A 19726-nucleotide genomic window follows, 5' to 3' on the forward strand; every position below is an offset into this window, starting at 1 on the left:
GTAACTGTGGCTAGTTAATAATTCTGGGTGGTGTGATAGAAGAATGTGGAGTTTGACTGAGGGTGTAACCTGTTACTGTTGACAGTTTTTTATGCTAAGTTGCGATAATGCCTATTGCTTTTAATTGGTTGGTTGAGAAAAGGCGACAGAACTATTTGAGTAAATAACTCTGTCGCAAGCCGGTCGTGGTGAGGCTTAAGCGGGGTTGCTCGCGATAGTTGGCGGTCAGGCAAATCATGATTGCCTGACCTGGCGCATTCGCGGGCAAGCCCGCTCCTACAGGGGGCTGGGGGTTAGTTAGATCGAGTTGGCCAGTTTGCCGGTGGAGAGTCGGCGTTTGTAGGCGGTGTCGCGGTTGGCCAGCCAGTAGTAGAGCGGCGAGGTGATCAGTAGGCCGACCAACCACGACAGGTCCGCGCCATTGATGTGTTCGGAGATCGGCCCGACGTACAGCGGCGTGTTCATGAACGGTATCTGCACGACAATCCCGATCGCATACGCCAGCAGCGCCTGGGGGTTGTACCGGCCATAGATCCCGCCATCGACTTTGAAGATCGAGTTGATGTCGTACTGACCTTTGTGAATCGCATAGAAATCGATCAGGTTGATCGCGGTCCACGGCACCAGCACCACGAGCAGCACCAGCACCATGTCGACGAAGTGGCCGATGAAGTTGGTGGAGGCGCCGACGGCGGCGAAGCAGCAGGCGGCGAGGACGATGACCGAGAGCACGGCGCGGCTTTTGGCGGTGGGGATCCAGCGGTAGGCGAAGGTTTGTACCAGGGTGATCAGCGACAGCACGGCGCCGTAGAGGTTGAGGGCGTTGTGGCTGATGACGCTGAGCAGGAACAGCACGAGCACCAGTGGGCCGATGGAGCCGGTGGCGAGTTTGACGGCGTCCATGGTGTCCATGCCGACGGGCGTGGCAAGGACGGCGACGGCGCCGAAGATGAACGAGAGGCTGGAGCCGAGCACGGTGCCGAGGTAAGTGGTCCAGAACGTGGCGGCCACGGGCACGTTGGCCGGCAGGTAGCGAGAGTAGTCAGAGACGTACGGTGCAAAGGCGATTTGCCAGAGCGCGGCGAGGGACACGGTGGCGAGCCAGCCGGAGAGGTTGAAGCTGCCACGGGTGAGGAAGTCGGCGGTTTGTACGTGAGTGAAGATGTAGCCGAAGCCCAGCATGATGCCGGCGCCGAGCACCCAGGTGCCGATGCGGTTAAGCACGTGGATGAAGCGGTAGCCGATGATGCCGATGATGCCGGAACCGAGGGCGCCGATGACGATGCCGACGGGCACCGGGACGCTGTCGACCACGCCGTGCAGGGACTTGCCGGCGAGGACGATGTTGGAGGCGAAGAAGCCGATGTACATGACGCCGGCGATCAGCACCACCAGCAGGGCGCCGAGGGAGCCGAACTGGGCGCGGCTCTGGATCATTTGCGGAATGCCCATCTGCGGACCTTGCGCCGAGTGCAGCGCCATCAGCACGCCGCCGACCAGGTGGCCGACGAGGATGGCGACGATGCCCCAAACCAGGTTGAGGTGGAACATTTGCACGCCGAGGGCGCCGGTGACGATGGGCAGCGGCGCGATGTTGCCGCCGAACCAGAGGGTGAACAGGTCGCGGGTTTTTCCGTGACGGTCTTCGGGCGGCACGTAGCCGATGGTGTGTTTTTCAATGAGCGGGGTGGAGGTTGTTGCAGCGGTAACCATGACGAACTCCAAGGCAATGTGAGTACGTGGACGTACTTCGGTGAGCGCCGCACGAGGGCTGCGCTTTTCTTGTTGGGGTCGATGATGGGCGGAGGGCGGGGAGAGATAAATTAGTAAGAATGTGGGTATAGACGTTAAAAAAAGTATGTCCCTGGCAATGGCGCGTTCGGTAGGTTCAAGCTGGATCGCAAGCTTGCCTGGGAAAAACGCAGGCGCGAACCGGGCAGATCACAGGCGAGCTGCTAACGATGTATAAACCCGTTCAGTATGAATTTGAGCGAAATCTTATAGCTCAAAAAAAACGAGCCTAATATTATATGTGCGAGCCACGCAGCGCGATTTGTTAGCTTTAGGGCTGGGCATCACACTAACTAATACTCAGGTAGATGAATAGGGTGCGGATATCCTTTTAAGCGGATATCGAATGGCATTCAATGCTTTTCAAATAACAAATAGCTGCTCGTCAGAATGTACCAGCGCCTGAAAAGTGGCGCTTGAAGGACCTCCTCAGGTGGAGGGGCTGGAAGCCGATTGTAACTTCACTAGTGTCATGAGCGGTTAGTTCGACTATCAATCAGAGGGGCGGTAAACTGATGGCCCACCGTCATGGACTGATTGTACAAATGGCCCGTCCCGCTGCTCCCTTTGCTTTAACACCTTCCGACCTCGTCACCTTGCAAAGCTGGTTGCGGATGGGGTCATTGGCGCAGAACCTCGCACAGCGCGCCAGAATATTGCTTCTCTTGGCGGATGGGCTCACACCCAATACCGTTGCTGAGCAGATGCAAATATCGGCATCCGTGATCTTTAAATGGCGCAAGCGCTATCAGGAGGCAGGGCTTGAGGGATTAAACGATTTGCCGCGTAGCGGCCAGCCGCGCAAGCTCAGTGCTGCAAAATTCAACGACATCCTGACGTTAACAACTCAGCGTGTCCCTCGTGAGGCAACACATTGGAGTGTTCGCCTGATGGCCAAATATGCGCAGGTCAGTACGTGGCAGGTTCGACAAGTCTGGGCCGCTTCCGACCTCAAGCCGCACCGGCTGAAGACCTTCAAAATCAGTAACGATCCTCTCTTTGCCGAAAAGGTGGTCGATGTGGTCGGGCTCTACCTGAACCCGCCGGATAACGCGCTGGTGCTGTCGGTTGACGAGAAAACCCAGATCCAGGCACTGGATCGCACGCAGCCGATGTTGCCGCTACGTCCCGGGCAGATCGAGCGTCGAACCCACGATTACAAACGCCACGGGACGGCGAGTCTGTACGCGGCTTTTGACATTTTGACGGGCAAGGTGATCGGACGGATTACCCAGCGTCATCGGGCCAAGGAGTTTTTGGCTTTCCTGCAACAGATCGACCGCAGCACACCGGCCGAACTGGATCTGCATGTGATCCTGGACAACAGTTCAACTCACAAGACTCTCGCGATCAAGCAGTGGTTGGAGAAGCATCCACGCTTCAAGCTGCACTTCACGCCGACCAGCGCCTCTTGGCTGAATGCCGTGGAAGGCTGGTTCGCTCAACTGGAGCGGCGAGCCCTGTACCGGGGTGTTTTTACCAGCGTCGCGGAGCTGAAAACGGGCATTCGTCAATTTATCGAAGCCCACAATGAGCACTCAGCAAAACCATTCAAGTGGAACAAAACGGCTGAAACCATCATCAGCTCGGTGCATAAAGCAAAGCTGGGGGCGATTAAAAATAGATTCTTGAATTAACCGCTCAGGACACTAGAAAGTAAGGATGTAATAAATGTCGAGAGCAAACAGTCATACTGTTGTTTCTTCAGCTCAGCCAAGTACGGCGTATTCTCAAGTCAATCTATTTAGTCACCAGTATGATCGCGGGGGGGAGGTGCTAATCAACGGTAAGCCGTCGTTCACCGCTGATCAGGCCGCCGATCAATTGCTCCGTGAACGCGTGTCCTGGAGTGATAAGAACGGCGATGGAAATATTCATCTGAGTTATAGCTTTCTAACGACACAACCTGATAATTTTCAGGAAAAAATGGGTTCGTTTATCGCGTTTGCCCCGCAGCAGAAAGCGCAGGCCTTCCTGGCGCTGCAGTCTTGGTCGGATGTTGCCAATGTCATATTTACCGAGGCTGACTCTGGTGGAGACGGACATCTGAGTTTCGGGAGTTTCGGCACCAACTATGGTGTTCCTGCTACCGCGTTTGTGCCTGAGGGCAACAGCACCGATGGTCAGTCCTGGTACTTGATCACAGACGCATACCAGCGCAACTTGACCCCGGAAAATGGTGATTATGGTCGCCATACCCTGACTCATGAAATCGGCCACACTTTGGGTTTGGCCCATCCCGGTGTCTACAATGCGAGCAGTGGCAGGCCGACGTATAACGACGTGTCCTATGCTCAGGACACTCGCGGCTACTCCCTCATGAGTTACTGGAGCGAGAGCAACACTCAACAGAACTTCACCAAGGATGGCGGTGGAATCTACTCTGCAGCACCTTTGATGGACGACATCATCGCGATCCAGCGGCTCTACGGCGCCAACACGAATACCCGTACCGAGGACACCGTGTATGGTTTTAATTCCAATACCGAGCGTGACTTCTACAGCGCCACCTCATCGGCATCAAAACTTTTGTTTTCAGTCTGGGATGGCGGTGGAGAAGATACATTGGACTTCTCCGGTTTCACCCATGATCAGAAAATCAACCTCAACGAAGGTGCGTTTTCCGTAAGCGCTCCATGAACCCCACCCATTCAAAATAGGCGTCGCGCTTAGCGAGGCGATGCAAGCGAGCAGCTCCAAGGATCAAGGCTTCGCAATCTTCAACCGAGATTACCTGTGGCAGGCGTTCAAGTGCGTGGCGCAGCCACGCATAGGATTCTTGGCTTGGCACATGTGACATTGTTGTGGCTTTGTTGTGGCTTTGTTGTGGCTTTGTTGTGGCTTTGTTGTGGCTTTGTTGTGGCTTTGTTGCGGCTTTGTTGTGCCACATAAATAGTCACGTCCGGTTTAGATGGCAGAAAAATGCAAAGTCCGGCTATTTCTGTGGCACAACAAAGCCCCAACAAAGCCACATAAATGCGGAGTTTCGCCCTCTCTGTGCTCATTTGAGCCACTTTGATCCTGTACCAGGGGTAGGACGTTTTTTGTACCGGGGGGCGGACGCTCTAGTTTTCATGGCGGCCGGACGCTCTAAAAACGTCACGAATCTATTACGTGTTGGTTGGTTTTGGCGGTACACCAAGGACATCCAGAGGTCTCCCGAGCGTACGATTCGATCCTCCCTCAATAGGGGGCAGATTTAACGTGGTATCTCTGGCGAGCAATTCCACGGCAGCAGTGCTTCATAGTCTGCCACCGACTGCGCATGTGGCAGTCGCTCCAGTACGTGGCGCAGCCACGTATAGGGTTCCTGGCCGTTGACCTTGGCGGTCTCGACCAAGCTGTAGATCTGGGCACTGGCGGTAGCGCCTTTAGGCGTATCGCTGAACAGCCATGCCTTGCGCCCGATCACAAACGGTTTTATTGCACGCTCTGCCGGGTTGTTGTCGATCGGTAAAAACCCAGCCTCCACGTAGCGTTCCAGCCGGCACCAGTTGCTGGCCAGATAATTCACGGCCTTGCCCAGCACACTTTGTGGCGTCACCTGTGGCTGCGTTTTCTCCAGCCAACTTTTCAACTGACCCAGGATCGGCAAGCTCTTTTCCTGACGGCCAATAAAACGCTGTTCATCGCAGGCGTCCTTGAGTTCGCGCTCGACGCCATACAACTTATTAATCATGGTCAGCGCGATATCGGCGCGGCCCGTCTTGCCCTTGGGCTGCACTTTTTGCGCCTCAACAAACTTGCGCCGCGCATGGGCCATGCACGCCAGGCGTTCCACGCCCGGTTGCAACGCCAGCGCGTTATAACCTGCGTAATCGTCGGTCATCACGTAGCCGTGATAACTTTCCAGCAGCCGTAGCGGCACTTCCTGCGCACGGCTGGAGGTGTAGTCGAACAGCACGACTTTTCGATCCGGCGGGCCGCTGGCCTGCACCCACATCCAGGACTGGCTGGTCGGATCTCGATCCGGTTCTTTGAGTACCTGGACGCGAGTCTCATCGCAGTGGATGACTGGACTTTCCAGTAAGCGGTCGCGCATCAAATTCAGCAGCGGCTGTAAGTGCTCACCGCACTGGATAACCCAACGTGCCAGGGTCTGACGTGGGATATCGATACCGTGTCGGCTCAAGACCGTCTCGAAACGATGCAGCGGCAAGCCATCGACATACTTGGTGGTCAACAGCATGGCCAGCACACTCGGGCTGGCCATGCTCTTTTCGATGAGCTGGGCGGGTTTGTCGGCGGTAACCGGCGCCGTTTCACAACCGCGGCAGCCGTAAACCTTGCGGATGTGTTTGATCACCCGGATCTGCATTGGCACGATGTCCAGTTGCTCGCTGGTTTCTTCACCGATGGCGTGTTTGCGGCAGCCGCAGGCACAGGTCAGTTCGTGTTCAGGCAGTTCGTGGATGACTTCGATACGCGGCAGGTCAGCCGACAATGGTTTGCGTTTACCACGGCGCGGGGTCGGTGTAACGACTTCTTCTTCGATATCAACGATGAGAGATATCGGTTCGCTTTCTGGCTCGTTGAAAAGAGCCAGTTGCGGCGTGTTGGGCTCAACTGTCTGTTCGGATTTACGTCCGAATAGACGGTCGCGTAGCAATTTGATCTGTTCTTTCAAATCGACGATGTAGGTCTGGTAGGACTGAGCCACTTCCTCTTGACGACTGAACGCCTCAAGCAACATTTGCTTGAGCAAAACAGGATCGTCTGGAAGGTCGTCGGGCATGAAAGTCATGCCCGGATTATACCGGGTTAAGCCACGAAACGTGGAGTCAGAACCTGATGCGGACGGTTGCGCCAGAGATCAAAACCGTCGAGCAGCCAGTTCAGCTCCTGGACGCTCAATACGATGGCTTCGTCGGTGGCATCAGGCGACGTTTTGAACCGCTCGGACTCCAGGCGCTTGAGCCAAAGACAGAAGCCGTTGCGCTCCCAATAGAGGATCTTCACTCGGTTACGGTGGCGATTCAGAAATACGAAAAGCACCGGGTCGAATACGGCGACTTTAATATCCAGCTCGACCAGGGCGGCCAGACCGTCGATGGATTTACGGAAGTCGACAGGCTTGGGGTAGAGGTACACTTTTTCGACTTTGGTGTCGGGTCGCATCATGACGGGCTGGCTCCGGAAAGAAATCGAGAGCACAGCATCAGGCTTCAATAGGCGGCTTTGAATGTGGGGTTCATGGATCCCTTACCGTTTTCCGACGTCGGAGGTCTGATTGGCAACGTCTCCATTGTGCAAGGCGTCACCATCGAAAGCGCTAAAGGAGGGAGTGGTAACGATTTGCTGATCGGCAACGCAGTGGCTAACGAATTAGTGGGCGGTGCAGGCAACGATATTCTTTACGGTGGTGGTGCAAGGGATACGCTGTGGGGCGGAACGGGGAGCGACGTTTTTGTGTTCGGTGCTGCCAGTGACTCGACTCATGTTGATCCTGACTGGATCGGGGATTTTGTCAGCGGTGAGGACAAGATTGATCTGTCTGGCATTACTGCATTTTCTTCCGGAACCGCTACGTTGAACTTTGTCAGCGATTTCACCGGCCGTGCTGGTGATGCGGTACTGGCATATTTTTCTGAAAGAAATGAGTCTAGTTTACTGGTTGACCTTACCGGCAATAGAACGGTCGATTTTTCAGTAGGCACGGTAGGCCAGGCACTGGCAGCAGATATCATCGCCTAAGTCGAAAATCCAGACGCCGTATTTTACGCTGATCAAAGCGGCCACCTATTAAGAGAGACAGCCCACACCCTGCGAGAACTACGCTTTCGCAGGGTGTTTTGTATTCCAGGCCATCTCATTAACAAGTAAACATGTCCCGATCATTAGTTGGCAGTTATTGGAACTGTACCAAACTATCGCGCGTGCTATCAGCTCAAGGAAGATCATGAACGTGTTGAAGAACACTCCCACAGGACCTCTATTCAAAGCACTGGGCGACTATAAAAGCATCCTGATCAGCGTCGGTTGTTTTACCGCGTTAATTAACGTGCTGATGCTGGTCCCGTCGATTTATATGCTGCAAGTCTATGATCGCGTGCTGTCTTCACAAAATGAAACCACGCTCGCCATGCTGTCGTTGATGGTGGTCGGGTTCTTCGCCTTCATCGGTTTGCTGGAAGTGGTACGCAGTTTCATCGTGATCCGCATCGGCAGCCAACTGGAGCGACGCTTCAATTTGCGGGTTTATCAGGCCGCATTCGAGCGCAATCTGTTCAAGGGTGAGGGCAACGCTGGCCAGTCGCTGGGGGATCTGACGCACATTCGCCAGTTCGTCACCGGTCCGGCGCTGTTTGCCTTCTTCGATGCACCGTGGTTTCCGGTCTACCTGTTCGTGATCTACCTGTTCAACGTCTGGCTCGGGGTGTTTGCCACCGTGGGTGCGTTGGTGTTGATTGGCCTCGCGTGCCTGAACGAAGCCATGACCAAAAAGCCCTTGGGCGAAGCCGCCGGCTTTTCGCAGAAGTCCAGCCAATTGGCCACCAGTCACTTGCATAACGCCGAAACCATTCAAGCGATGGGCATGCTGGGTGCGCTGCGCCAGCGCTGGTTTGACCTGCATTCACGTTTTCTCGGCTTGCAGAACCAGGCCAGCGACACCGGCGCGGTGATCAGTTCCCTGAGCAAAACCTTGCGTTTGTGCCTGCAATCGCTGGTGCTGGGGCTGGGCGCGCTGCTGGTGATCAAGGGCGACATGACCGCCGGGATGATGATCGCCGGTTCGATTTTGATGGGCCGCGTCCTGAGCCCTATCGATCAGTTGATTGCCGTATGGAAACAATGGAGCGGCGCCAAGCTGGCCTACCGTCGTCTGGACGCGTTGCTGCAAGCCTTTCCACCGAGTGACGAGGCCATGGCTTTGCCGGCGCCTAAGGGGCAGATCACTTTCGAACAGGTCAGCGCCGGCCCACCGGGGCAGTGTGCGACAACGCTGCACCTGGTCGACTTCAACCTTGGCGCAGGGGAAGTGATGGGCGTGCTGGGTGCTTCCGGCTCGGGCAAATCGACACTGGCCCGGGTGCTGGTCGGCGTGTGGCCCACCCTCGGCGGCACGGTTCGACTCGACGGCGCGGACATTCATCGCTGGAACCGCGACGACCTCGGCCCCTACATTGGCTATCTGCCGCAAGACATCGAATTGTTCAGCGGCAGCATTGCCGAAAACATCGCCCGCTTTCGCGAAACCGATCCACAAAAAGTCGTCGAAGCCGCGCAACAGGCCGGCGTCCACGAACTGATCCTGCGCATGCCGCAAGGCTACGACACGGTGCTGGGTGAGGGCGGTAGCGGTTTGTCCGGCGGCCAGAAGCAACGGGTGGCTCTGGCTCGCGCCCTGTATGGCAACCCGCGTCTGGTGGTGCTGGACGAACCGAATTCCAACCTCGACACCGTGGGCGAAGCCGCGTTGGCCAGTGCCATTGCGCAGATGAAAGTGCACGGCACCAGCGTGATTCTGGTCACCCATCGTTCTTCGGCGCTGGCTCAAGCCGACAAACTGCTGGTGCTTAACGACGGGCGCTTGCAGGCGCTCGGTCCTAACCAGGAGGTCTTGAAAGCGCTGTCGGGCACCCAGGAACCGCAGCGGGAAAAAGCGTCGCAGGCCCCCGGCGGACTAAGCATGAGCCGACAGTATCAGCCCTCGACAAGGAGTTCGGGCGTATGAATCACCGCAACGAAGCCACGATGGAACGCGATTACATCGCCGAACGCCCTGAGCGCGATGCGCACTTCTTCGCCCGCATGGGCTGGACTCTGGCGATTGTCGGCGCCGGCAGTTTCTTCACCTGGGCCAGCCTCGCGCCGCTCGATCAAGGTATTGCGGTGCAGGGCACGGTCGTGGTCTCGGGCAAGCGCAAAGCCGTGCAATCGATGAGCCCCGGCGTGGTCAGCCGGATTCTGGTGCGTGAGGGGCAAGTGGTGAAGCTGGGCCAGCCGCTGTTTCAACTCGACCAGACTAAGGTCGCAGCTGACGTCGATTCGCTACAGGCGCAGTACCGCATGGCCTGGGCCAGCGTTGCGCGCTGGGCAAGCGAACGGGACAACCTCAAGCAAGTGAATTTCCCGGCCGAACTGAGCAAGGACGCTGACCCGCGACTGGCGCTGGTACTCGAAGGCCAGCGGCAATTGTTCAGCAGTCGCCGCGAAGCCTACTTCCGCGAGCAGGGCGGGTTGCGTGCCAACATGGAAGGCGCCGCCGCGCAATTGGCGGGCATGCGTCGCGCGCGTACCGACCTGACGGCCCAGGCCAACTCGCTGCAACAGCAACTGAGCAATCTTCAGCCCTTGGCGGATAACGGCTATATCCCGCGCAACCGGTTGATGGAATACCAGCGTCAACTGTCGCAGGTGCAGCAGCAACTGGCCGAGAACGCCGGCGAAAGTGGTCGGGTGGAGCAGGGCATCCTCGAAGCGAAACTCAAGCGGCAACAACACATCGAGGAATATCAGAAAGAGGTCCGCACCCAACTGGCCGACGCGCAACTCAAGAGCGTGACCCTCAAGGAGCAACTGACCTCCGCCCGGTTCAATTTGCACCACAGCGAGATCTTTGCCACCGCCGACGGCATCGCGGTCAACCTTGGGGTGCATACCGAAGGCGCGGTGGTGCGCCAGGGCGACACCTTGCTGGAAATTGTGCCGCTGGGCACCCGCCTGGAAGTGGAAGGGCACTTGCCGATCAATCTGGTCGACAAGGTCGGCACCCATTTGCCCGTAGACATCCTGTTCACCGCGTTTAACCAGAGCCGCACGCCGCGAGTGCCCGGCGAAGTCAGCCTGATCTCAGCCGACCAGATGGTCGACGAAAAAACCGGCGCGCCGTACTACATGCTGCGCAGCAGCGTCAGTGACCAGGCCATGGAAAAGCTCAATGGCTTGGTGATCAAGCCCGGCATGCCGGCGCAAATGTTCGTGCGTACGGGTGAACGTTCACTCCTCAACTATCTGTTCAAACCGCTGCTCGACCGGGCCGGCTCCGCGTTGACCGAGGAATAAGGATGTCCGGTTGTATGAATAAGCTTTCCAGGCTCGTAGCGACCCTGACGTTGCTGATGTGCAACAGCGTGATGGCCATGGGGCCGTTCGATATTTACGAACAAGCTTTGCGCAATGACCCGGTGTTACTGGGCGCGCTCAAGGAGCGTGATGCCGGTCTGGAAAACCGCATTATTGGCCGTGCCGGCTTGCTGCCAAAGGTGGGGTACAACTACAACCAGGGGCGCAACTCCTCCAAGGCCACTTACTTCAATGAGCACCGGCAGAATCAGACAGATGACCGCAACTACAGCAGTTACGGTTCGGCCTTGACCCTGCAACAGCCTTTGATCGATTACGAAGCCTACGCGACGTACCGCAAAGGCGTGGCCCAGTCGTTGTTTGCCGATGAAGCCTTTCGCGGCAAGAGCCAGCAATTGCTGGTGCGTGTGTTGGAGAACTACACCAAGGCGTTGTTTGCTCAGGACCAGATCGACATTGCGTTGGCCCGCAAGAAAGCCTACGAACAGCAGTTCCAGCAGAACGAGCAGATGTTTCACCAGGGCGAAGGCACTCGCACCGATATTCTTGAGGCCGAGTCCCGTTACGAACTGGCCACCGCTGAAGAGATCGAGGCGCGCAACGAGCAGGATGCGTCCTTGCGCGAACTCGGCGCGCTGATTGGCGTGCCGGTGATCGACATCACCGACCTGGCGCCGCTGGCCCCGCACTTCCAGACCTTCAGCCTGCAACCGGCCAACTACGACACCTGGCATGAAATGGCCGTGGCCAACAACCCGGACTTGGCCTCACAGCGTCAGGCAGTGGAAGTGGCGCGTTACGAAGTCGAACGCAACCGCGCCGGGCATCTGCCGAAAGTCAGTGCCTATGCCTCGGTGCGCCAGAATGAATCGGAAAGCGGCAATACCTATAACCAGCGTTACGACACCAACACCATTGGCCTCGAAGTCAACGTGCCGCTGTATGCCGGCGGCGGGGTGTCGGCGTCCACCCGCCAGGCCAGCCGCACCATGGAACAGGCCGAGTACGAACTGGATGGCAAGACTCGCGAAACCCTGATCGAGCTGCGCCGACAGTTCAACGCCTGCCTGTCCGGCGTAAGCAAGCTGCGCGCCTACCAAAAGGCCCTGACGGCTGCCGAAGCACTGGTGGTGTCGACCAGGCAAAGCATCTTGGGCGGCGAGCGCGTCAACCTGGATGCGCTGAACGCCGTACAACAACTGTTTACCACCCGCCGCGATCTGGCACAGGCCCGCTACGACTACTTGATGGCCTGGACCCGGTTGCACTACTACGCCGGGACCTTGAGCGAACAGGATCTGGCCAGGGTCGACGAAGCGTTCGGGCCACGCATGACAAGGTGAGTTGGCTCGCCTGAATCATCGCGAGCAGGCTCAGTCCCACAGGGAGAAATGTCTTTTTCAACTGATCGATAGCAGCATCCGTTGCAGCATGGCGTCGCACGCGGTGAGTTGTTGGAGGCTGACGTATTCATCGGGTTTATGACCTTGGTCCATGCTGCCGGGGCCGCAGACGACGGTGGGGATTCCTGCTGCGTCGAACAGGCCGCCCTCGGTGCCGAAGGCCACGGTGCCGAACTCTCTGGAGCCGGAAAATAGAGCAATCAACTCAGCGGCTTCACTGTGCGCATCGGTCGCCAGGCCGGGGTACGCCGACAGCTCGCTGAAGCGGATCTCACTCTGTTCACTCACGGCCCGCATGCGCGGCAACACCTGTTGCTCGGCGTAGACCTTCAGTTCCTGCGCCACATCATTGGGATCAAACGAGGGCAGGGCACGGATTTCGAAGTCGAAGCGGCAATCAGCCGGGACGATGTTCAATGCCTTGCCACCAGAAATGACACCGGTTTGCACGGTGCTGAACGGTGGATCGAACCGTGCGTCATGAAGCTCCGGCGCTTTGAGTCGATTGCCGATCCGTCCGAGTTCGCCGATCAGTTCGGCAGCGTATTCAATCGCATTCACCCCAAGCGGCCCATACGCCGAATGACACGCTTCCCCGTGAACATCGCAACGCATCGCCAGTTTGCCTTTATGCCCGAGTACCGGTTTCAGCTCGGTCGGCTCGCCAATGATGCAAAGCATCGGTTTGACCGGACGCTGTTCCAGTTCCGCCAGCAACGAGCGCACGCCCAGACAGCCGACTTCTTCATCATAAGAAAGCGCGATGTGCACCGGCAGCCGCAACGTGGCCTTCACCAGCGACGGCACCAGCGCCAGCACGCAGGCGATGTAGCCTTTCATGTCTGCCGTGCCGCGACCGTAGAGTTTGCCGTCGCGCTCGGTCAGTTCGAACGGCGCCACGTTCCACGGCTGGCCGTCGACGGGCACCACGTCGGTGTGCCCCGACAGCACGATGCCCGGCACATCCGGCTGGCCAATGGTGGCGAACAGATTGGCCTTGCTGCGTTGTTCGTTGTAGACCAGGTCGCACGGCACGTCGAAGCCAGCGAGGTAGTCGCGAACGAACTCGATCAGGTGCAGGTTGGATTCGCGGCTGGTGGTGTCGAACGCCACCAGCGTCTGCAGCAAATCGCGGCTGCGGCTCATCGGTCGTCTCCGGCGACGCCGTAGCCAGGGGATTTATCCGGGGCGAGGGCGCGGTCGATGTAGTCCTGAACCTGTGGGCGATAGGCGTCCCACAGTTTTTCGAGCTGAGCGATGGGGTTTTCGTCGGCCCAGTCGACTCGCAGATTGATGATCGGCCAGGTCAATTCACCCACGACGATCATCGCCGCCGAGTGCACCGGCCCGGCTTCGCCGCCGGCGGCAATTGCGGCTTTCATGGCGGCGAGCAAGCGGTCGGCCAGTTGACCTTCGCCATGCTCGAACGCCTCAACCATCGCCTCGATCACCGAGCGGTCCGCGAGCATGTTGCCGGCCGCCACACATTGTTCGCCGGACACGGCATTGTGGTTGCCCAGGGTTTGCGCGCCGCTGAAATGCGCGGTGCGGCCGAGGTGGTCAATCGCGGTGATTTGCCGGTATTGGCTGTAGCCGTTGCGGGTCAGGACTTTGTCCAGCGCCTCGGCCGGGGTCAGGCCTTGTTCCATCAGGGCGAGGGTTTCGGGGCCGAGTGAGGGCAGGGTGATGTTTTGCGTCGAGACTGCGCCGACACCCGGTAAAAGCCACGGACAACGGGCGCCGACGGCGATGCTGGAGGAACTGATCGCGATGCCGAACTGACCGGTTTCGGGGCAACGGGCGGCGATGGAGAAGGTCATGGTTTTGCTCCTTGGTTAACCCTTGGCTGTTGGGGTGTCTGGGCGGGCGCCATCGCGGGCAGGCTCACTCCTACATTTGAATCTGTGTTCACTGAAGATCCCCTGTGGGAGCGAGCCTGCTCGCGATGGCCGCAACTCGGTCTTACTCAGGAATCACCGCAATTACATCTATCTCCATCAACCATTGCGGCTGCCCCAGCGCCGACACCACCAACCCGGTCGAAATCGGAAACACGCCCTTCAGCCACTTGCCCACTTCCTGATAAACCGGCTCGCGATACCGTGGATCAATCAGGTAGGTCGTGGTTTTAACGATGTGACTCAGGTCACTACCAGCCTCTTCCAGCAACTGCTTGACGTTGCGCATTGCCTGCTCGGCCTGCGCACGCGGGTCGCCCAGACCGACCAGATTGCCCTCGAAATCGGTGCCGACCTGGCCACGAACATAAACGGTATTCCCGGCCCGGACGGCTTGGCACAAATCGTTGTCCAGGCTCTGGTTCGGGTAGGTTTCCTTGGTGTTGAACATGCGGATACGGGTATGGGTTGGCGTGGACATGCGAAGCTCCTGAAAAAAGTCTTAAGCGCTGACAGTGGTTTTGTGGGCGACCGGCACGGCTTCAGCCTGACGCTGCGCTGCATCGTGGTAGTCGAGGTACGAACGCTGGATGGCGATGTGATCAGCCACATATTTGGCGTCGTGCCAAACGCCCCAGATAAACGAAGACCCACGACGCGACTGCCACGGCAAGCCGAGGAAATAAACGCCAGGCTCACTCGATACACCGCGCTGATGCTGCGGCTTGCCGTTGGCGTCGAAAGCATCCACCTTGAGCCAGCTGTAATCCGTGGCAAAACCGGTGGCCCAGATGATCGAAGTCACGCCGGCCTTGACCAGGTCGAGCTCAAGAACCGGATTCGTCACGCACGCCGGATCAGGGAACGTAATGCGTGCTTCAGGTTCTTCCGGCAGGTCCAGGCCGTTGCGTTCGATGTAGGCATCGGCGGCATTGAGCAGTGTCAGGTAGTTCTCGTCACCACGCGCCAGGTTCTCGGCCAGGTTCGGCTGGAACGTCGCCACGGCGCCATTGAACGATTGGGTCAGACCGACCAGAGTCATGCCGCGATGGGCAAGGCCACGGAAGTCGACGGTCTTGCCGCCATGGGCACCGCTGACCGCGATGGTCACGTGTTCCCGACCGGGTTTCATCGCCGCCTGATCCCACTCGCCGAGCACGCCCAGCCACCAGCAGAAATCCCGATTGCGGTAGGCGCGAGGAGGGCGGTCGTGGGCGCCGACCGAGAGGTACACCTGCTTGCCCGAACGCTGCAATTCATCGGCGATCTGCACGCCTGACGAACCGGCGCCGACCACCAGCACAGCGCCTTGCGGCAGTTGCTCGGGGTTGCGGTAATCAGCCGAGTGAATCTGAATGAATGGCTGATCCTTTGGCGCGATGGGCGGGATAACCGGTTTCTGGAACGGGCCGGTGGCCGCCACCACACGGTTGGCCTCGATCACACCTTCGCAGGTTTCAATGGTGAAGCCTGGGCGGCCGACATTGCGTTTGACGCTCAGCACGTCCACACCGGTGCGCACCGGTGCGTTGAATTTTTTTGCGTAGGCTTCGAAGTAGTCGGCGACACGTTCTTTCGGGGCAAAGCCGTCGGGGCTCAGGTCATCGAATTCCATGCCCGGAAAACGGTCGTGCCACGCCGGACCATTGGCCACCAGCGAATCCCAACGCCCGGTGCGCCAGCGCTCGGCAATCCGATTGCGCTCCAGCACCAGGTGCGGCACGCCGAGTTTGCTCAGGTGTTCACTCATGGCCACGCCAGCCTGACCGGCGCCAACGATCAGCGTGTCTGTTTTTGTTTTTTCTGTGGTCATCTCTTTACCCTTCGAAGTGGGATTCAGGTCGCTAATGGCCTGCCATCTCTTGGGGTCAAGACTAGGGATCACCCTGGTATCGGTAAAATATTATTAAGCTGGCATTTGAGTATAAATAACTGAGGCAGAGCGTTTAGACCCGCCTGGGTGGCGGGTCTGGCAGGATGTTGTTGAGCGAACCGCTATGGCAATGAGCCCAGCTGCTTAGTGCATCTTGCTGTGATCCATCATGCCGAGCGCCCGAGCCTCGGCCTGCACTTCGATAGTTTCCTGCTCGCCCTTGGCGTTTTTCACGGTCAGGGTCAGCGGGACTTTGTCGCCTTCCTTAACTTGAGCCGTCAGGTCAATCAACATCACGTGGTAGCCATGGGGATCGAAGGTCACAGGCTTGCCTGCCGGCAGCGCGACGGACTCGACCATTCCCATTTTCATCACATCGTCCTTCATGCTCATTTGGTGAATCTGTACCGTTTTAGCCACCGGGGATTGAACGCTCAGCAGGGTGCTGTCGCTGTCGGCTTGCAGGGTCATGAAGGCGCCGGTGGACGGTTGGTCGGCAACGGTCGCCCGGACCCAGGCGTCGTGGACCTGAGTTTGCGCCGACACCTGGACGGCCAGGCCAATCAGCGACAGGCCCAGGGCCAGTTGTTTGATGCGTTTGAAGGATGTAGACGTCATTAGCAAACCTCCATGACGGTGAGCAGGTCTTCTGCGCACTCTTGGGCGGTAAGGGACGCGGACAGCCCCAGGCGCAGATTGCCCCTGGAATCGAAGACGTAACTGGTCGCGGTGTGGGAGAGGGTGTAGCTGGAACCGCTGGGGACCTTTTCGAAGAACACGCCGAATTCCTTGGCGGTTGCAGCGGTCTCTTCCAGCGTGCCGTGCAGCGCTTCGAACGTCGGGTCGAATGATTTGACGTATTTGTCGAGCATCTGCGGCGTGTCGCGTTCCGGGTCCAGGGTGATGAAGATCACTTGCAGCTTTTCGCCATCGCGGCCCATCAGTTTTTTCGCTTGGGCGGCGCGCGCCAGGGTGGTCGGGCATACGGCCGGGCATTGGGTGAAGCCGAAGAAAACCATCGGCATCATCCCGCGATAGCTGGTCAGCATCCGGGTCTCGCCGTCGGCGTCCTTAAGCTTGAAGGTACGGCCCATGATCTTGTCGCTGAGGTCCTTGCCGTGTTTGAACGACAGTTTGCTGCTGTCATCGCAACCGGCCAGCAGGCCGAGGCTCAACAGGCTCATGCCGCGCAGGACTGTGCGACGGGTATACAACGTACTCATGGGGAAAAAATCCTGTGCAGCGACGTGAAATCTGTGGCGGCTGATAGATCAGACGAAAAAAGCGCGTGGATATTAGCAAACTGTTGCGGTGAGCTGGTCATTGTCGGACCGGCGCGGGTTGCAGTACAGAGACAGAAGGGGCAGAAAACTACGGATCAGACGAGCACGACGCACGCGAATACATGGCCGTGCTCAATGGGTGACCTTACTGCGCAATGAAATCGCGAATCGCCTGAATGGTCGGTGTTGGCGCTTCCTCCATCAGCCAGTGGCCGGCGCCCGGAATCACCACTTCGGTGACGTTGTCCGCCGCGTTGCGCATCACAATCGCTTCATTGGCCCCAAAGGATTTTTCCCCGCCGATGGCCAGCACCGGCATCGTCAGTCGTGTTTTCACTGAGGCTTCGTTGTCCACGGCGTCCTGACGAATGCTGCCGAACTGGGCGAAGGCCGCGTGCATCACACCGGGGCGGGCATAGAGCTTGGCGTAATGCTGACGGGTGGCTTCGTCGACTTTGCTGCGGTCGCCCGCAAACTCGTTCCAGAACCGGTCCAGGTAGATGCGTTCACGACCGGCCACCAGACGCTCGGCGTCCGGTCCGCCAAAGTCGAAGTGCCAAAGCATCGGTGAGCGGACGATATCGTTCCAGGGCGGGATGCCGGGCACCGGTGCGTCCATCACCACCAGGCGATCCGTCAGCTGCGGATAACGCGCGGCGTAAGCAAAGGCGACCATGGTGCCGATGTCATGGCCAATGACCACCGCATGCTCGATGCCCAATGCGGCCAATACGCCACGGATGTCGCCCGCCTGGGTCTTCTTGTCGTAGCCGCTATCGGGGATCGACGACAGCCCCAGGCCGCGCAGGTCCGGCACCACAACGGTGTGGTCCTTGGCCAGGTCGGCTGCCAGTGGCGCCCACATGTCGCCAGTGTCACCAAAACCATGCAACATCACCACCGCAGGCCCTTTGCCACCGACGCGAACATGGATTTTCACGCCTTCAACGGTGATGTCTTGCGTATGAAAGGCGGCAGGGAACGGTGTCACCCCGGCCAGTGCCGGGAGGCTGAGTGCAAGCAGCAATGAAGCGGTCAGTAGGGTGCGCAGCATGACGGTGTCTCCAAGGTACACGTGGGAGGTGGCGTACCTGAAGCAGCGTAGACGGCTTTACGAGGACTTCAGCCTTACGGCACGCGCTTTTCCATGGTTACCTTCAGCGCTTCAGTCACCAGTGCCGTCACAATCGGTTCTGAAGTCGAGCGCATCTCTGCACCGACGGTGGGTAGCTGTGCTTTTACTTTTTCCACGTAGGGTGAAGCCGGCCCATCGGCTACGAGCGATGACAGCTCTTCTTCAGAAAATGACTTTTCATAAGCCCGCGCCAGGTTTTCATCCCATTCGGGCTGGTATTTGGGCAGCAACGTGGTGATTTCCTCGGACACGATACGGCTGGCATCGTCAGCCCCCAGCTTCTCGGTAATCACCGAGTAGGAAACCGTTCCCTGCGCCGTCGACAGTGCAAGGGCCGGGAGGTTACTGCCCATGTGGGCCTTGGCGACGAGGGTACGGGCTTCATTAAGGGCGGAGGTATCCGCAGAGGCTGGATTTGAAAAGGCGAATAACAGGGTCAAGGCGATAGCGGCAGAGGAAATTCGGTGCACGTTTGGGCTCCATGGGTGAGGGCTGAAACAAGGGCATCAAAACAGCGTAGCCCAGGCTCATCGCGCCACCATTGGTTTAATCAATAATTACCATCAACGAATGCTAGTTCTGTTTTTTCGCCAAGGGAGGAGGATAGGTACGTACCGAAATCGCCTTTGAAGGAACCTGCGCGATGAGAATGTCTATCTTGCTGGCTTTTATCGCCGTATTCAGCGGTGGCATCGCTGCCACCGTGCCGGCTTACGCGGCTGACCCGGCTTGCCATTTCCCCCCTGTAGCCGACAGCACAATCGGCCTGCAGCACGCCCGATCAGTGGGCGTGCTCTACAGCGAAAACACGGTTAACACCCTCCAATACCTTGAGCAGTACCATGCTGTTGCAATGAACGGCGCGAAGAATCCTCAGCTGGATTCGCGCATCAGCAACGCGTTCGTCAACAGCTCCGATCCGAAGCTTGCGATCAACTGGCTCATGGACTCGCTGCAAAAACAGTTCGGCTCAGTGACGGTCTACGACAGCCTCGACGCGCTGGTGCAAGCCCATCCCGACGTGGTGGTGATGCTGGACACCTACAGCCGTCTGGTGTCCAAGCGCAATAATCAGGTCGAAGCGCGCTTCATGGCCAAGTTCTACGATGCAAATCTGCAGTACATCGGTCAGGCCGAAGGCTCACGCGCACAGCAAATGCCTTCGGTCTGGGTGCATGGCAAAGCGGCGCCGGAGATCGCTGCGCAAATCGACCAGCAAACCGAGTTGCAAGTCAAAGCGCTGAAGCAATTCGATGCTTCGCTCAAGGCGTTGGTGAAGTCGGGCAGTGTGGCGCACGTTGCCAGTAACTGACGCC

16 protein-coding genes and 3 pseudogenes are annotated in these 19726 nt (G+C 58.2%); 7 read left to right on the forward strand and 12 right to left on the reverse strand.

Annotation, left to right across the window (positions count from 1 at the left end; translation table 11 throughout):
• Nucleotides 1-297 precede the first annotated feature (297 nt).
• Nucleotides 298-1713, reverse strand: a complete 1416-nt coding sequence (locus AC3ISI_RS11170) for a purine-cytosine permease family protein (RefSeq protein WP_489336984.1) — start codon at nt 1711-1713, stop codon at nt 298-300.
• A gap of 623 nt (nt 1714-2336) precedes the next feature.
• Between AC3ISI_RS11170 and AC3ISI_RS11175 the strand changes: the two genes are divergently transcribed.
• Complete coding sequence (locus AC3ISI_RS11175) at nt 2337-3428, forward strand: IS630 family transposase (RefSeq protein WP_489336935.1); 1092 nt, start codon at nt 2337-2339, stop codon at nt 3426-3428.
• A gap of 34 nt (nt 3429-3462) precedes the next feature.
• Nucleotides 3463-4416, forward strand: a pseudogene (locus AC3ISI_RS11180) (M10 family metallopeptidase C-terminal domain-containing protein); the annotation flags it as partial.
• Between the two features lie 44 nt (nt 4417-4460).
• Here AC3ISI_RS11180 and AC3ISI_RS11185 read toward each other — a convergent pair.
• From AC3ISI_RS11185 to tnpB, 3 genes and pseudogenes are all read right to left on the reverse strand, one after another.
• Nucleotides 4461-4573: pseudogene (locus tag AC3ISI_RS11185) on the reverse strand (transposase domain-containing protein); the annotation flags it as partial.
• A 417-nt stretch (nt 4574-4990) separates the two neighbouring features.
• Nucleotides 4991-6535, reverse strand: coding sequence for an IS66 family transposase (gene tnpC / locus AC3ISI_RS11190; RefSeq protein ID WP_489336231.1), 1545 nt, complete (start codon nt 6533-6535; stop codon nt 4991-4993).
• A 17-nt stretch (nt 6536-6552) separates the two neighbouring features.
• Nucleotides 6553-6912: an IS66 family insertion sequence element accessory protein TnpB gene (gene tnpB / locus AC3ISI_RS11195; protein WP_236466554.1), complete on the reverse strand. Its 360-nt coding sequence runs from the start codon at nt 6910-6912 to the stop codon at nt 6553-6555.
• Between the two features lie 87 nt (nt 6913-6999).
• Here tnpB and AC3ISI_RS11200 point away from each other — a divergent pair.
• The 4 genes and pseudogenes from AC3ISI_RS11200 to AC3ISI_RS11215 all read left to right on the forward strand — a co-directional run.
• Nucleotides 7000-7485 (forward strand): annotated as a pseudogene (locus AC3ISI_RS11200) (M10 family metallopeptidase C-terminal domain-containing protein); the annotation flags it as partial.
• A 205-nt stretch (nt 7486-7690) separates the two neighbouring features.
• Complete coding sequence (locus AC3ISI_RS11205; protein ID WP_489336985.1) at nt 7691-9466, forward strand: type I secretion system permease/ATPase; 1776 nt, start codon at nt 7691-7693, stop codon at nt 9464-9466.
• Nucleotides 9463-10797 (forward strand): HlyD family type I secretion periplasmic adaptor subunit, encoded by a 1335-nt coding sequence (locus AC3ISI_RS11210; RefSeq protein ID WP_489336986.1) that lies wholly within the window; start codon nt 9463-9465, stop codon nt 10795-10797. Before AC3ISI_RS11205 ends, AC3ISI_RS11210 begins: the two co-directional genes overlap by 4 nt.
• A 2-nt stretch (nt 10798-10799) precedes the next feature.
• Nucleotides 10800-12161, forward strand: a complete 1362-nt coding sequence (locus AC3ISI_RS11215; RefSeq protein ID WP_489336987.1) for a TolC family outer membrane protein — start codon at nt 10800-10802, stop codon at nt 12159-12161.
• Nucleotides 12162-12218: 57 nt separating this feature from the next.
• Here the strand turns inward: AC3ISI_RS11215 and argE are convergent, their stop codons facing one another.
• The 8 genes from argE to AC3ISI_RS11255 all read right to left on the reverse strand — a co-directional run bounded on the left by argE (nt 12219) and on the right by AC3ISI_RS11255 (nt 18880).
• Entirely contained in the window at nt 12219-13367 is a 1149-nt protein-coding gene (gene argE, locus AC3ISI_RS11220; protein WP_489336988.1) for an acetylornithine deacetylase, read from the reverse strand.
• On the reverse strand, nt 13364-14041 hold the full coding sequence (locus tag AC3ISI_RS11225) for a DUF1028 domain-containing protein (protein WP_489336989.1): 678 nt from the start codon (nt 14039-14041) through the stop codon (nt 13364-13366). Before AC3ISI_RS11225 ends, argE begins: the two co-directional genes overlap by 4 nt.
• A gap of 142 nt (nt 14042-14183) precedes the next feature.
• Nucleotides 14184-14600: a RidA family protein gene (locus AC3ISI_RS11230; RefSeq protein WP_046027689.1), complete on the reverse strand. Its 417-nt coding sequence runs from the start codon at nt 14598-14600 to the stop codon at nt 14184-14186.
• Nucleotides 14601-14621: 21 nt separating this feature from the next.
• Nucleotides 14622-15968, reverse strand: a complete 1347-nt coding sequence (locus AC3ISI_RS11235) for a flavin-containing monooxygenase (RefSeq protein ID WP_489337695.1) — start codon at nt 15966-15968, stop codon at nt 14622-14624.
• Nucleotides 15969-16136: 168 nt separating this feature from the next.
• Entirely contained in the window at nt 16137-16610 is a 474-nt protein-coding gene (locus tag AC3ISI_RS11240; RefSeq protein ID WP_489336990.1) for a copper chaperone PCu(A)C, read from the reverse strand.
• Nucleotides 16610-17215, reverse strand: coding sequence for an SCO family protein (locus AC3ISI_RS11245; protein WP_489336991.1), 606 nt, complete (start codon nt 17213-17215; stop codon nt 16610-16612). Before AC3ISI_RS11245 ends, AC3ISI_RS11240 begins: the two co-directional genes overlap by 1 nt.
• 205 nt (nt 17216-17420) lie before the next feature.
• Nucleotides 17421-18329, reverse strand: coding sequence for an alpha/beta fold hydrolase (locus tag AC3ISI_RS11250; protein ID WP_489336992.1), 909 nt, complete (start codon nt 18327-18329; stop codon nt 17421-17423).
• A gap of 74 nt (nt 18330-18403) precedes the next feature.
• On the reverse strand, nt 18404-18880 hold the full coding sequence (locus AC3ISI_RS11255) for a DUF2059 domain-containing protein (RefSeq protein ID WP_489336993.1): 477 nt from the start codon (nt 18878-18880) through the stop codon (nt 18404-18406).
• A gap of 173 nt (nt 18881-19053) precedes the next feature.
• Here AC3ISI_RS11255 and AC3ISI_RS11260 point away from each other — a divergent pair, with 173 nt between their 5' ends.
• Nucleotides 19054-19722 carry an ATPase gene (locus tag AC3ISI_RS11260; protein ID WP_489336994.1) on the forward strand — a complete coding sequence of 223 codons (669 nt, stop codon included), beginning with the start codon at nt 19054-19056 and terminating at the stop codon, nt 19720-19722.
• The last annotated feature ends 4 nt before the right edge of the window (nt 19723-19726 follow it).

It is taken from the genome of Pseudomonas sp. GL_139_B (assembly GCF_057834475.1).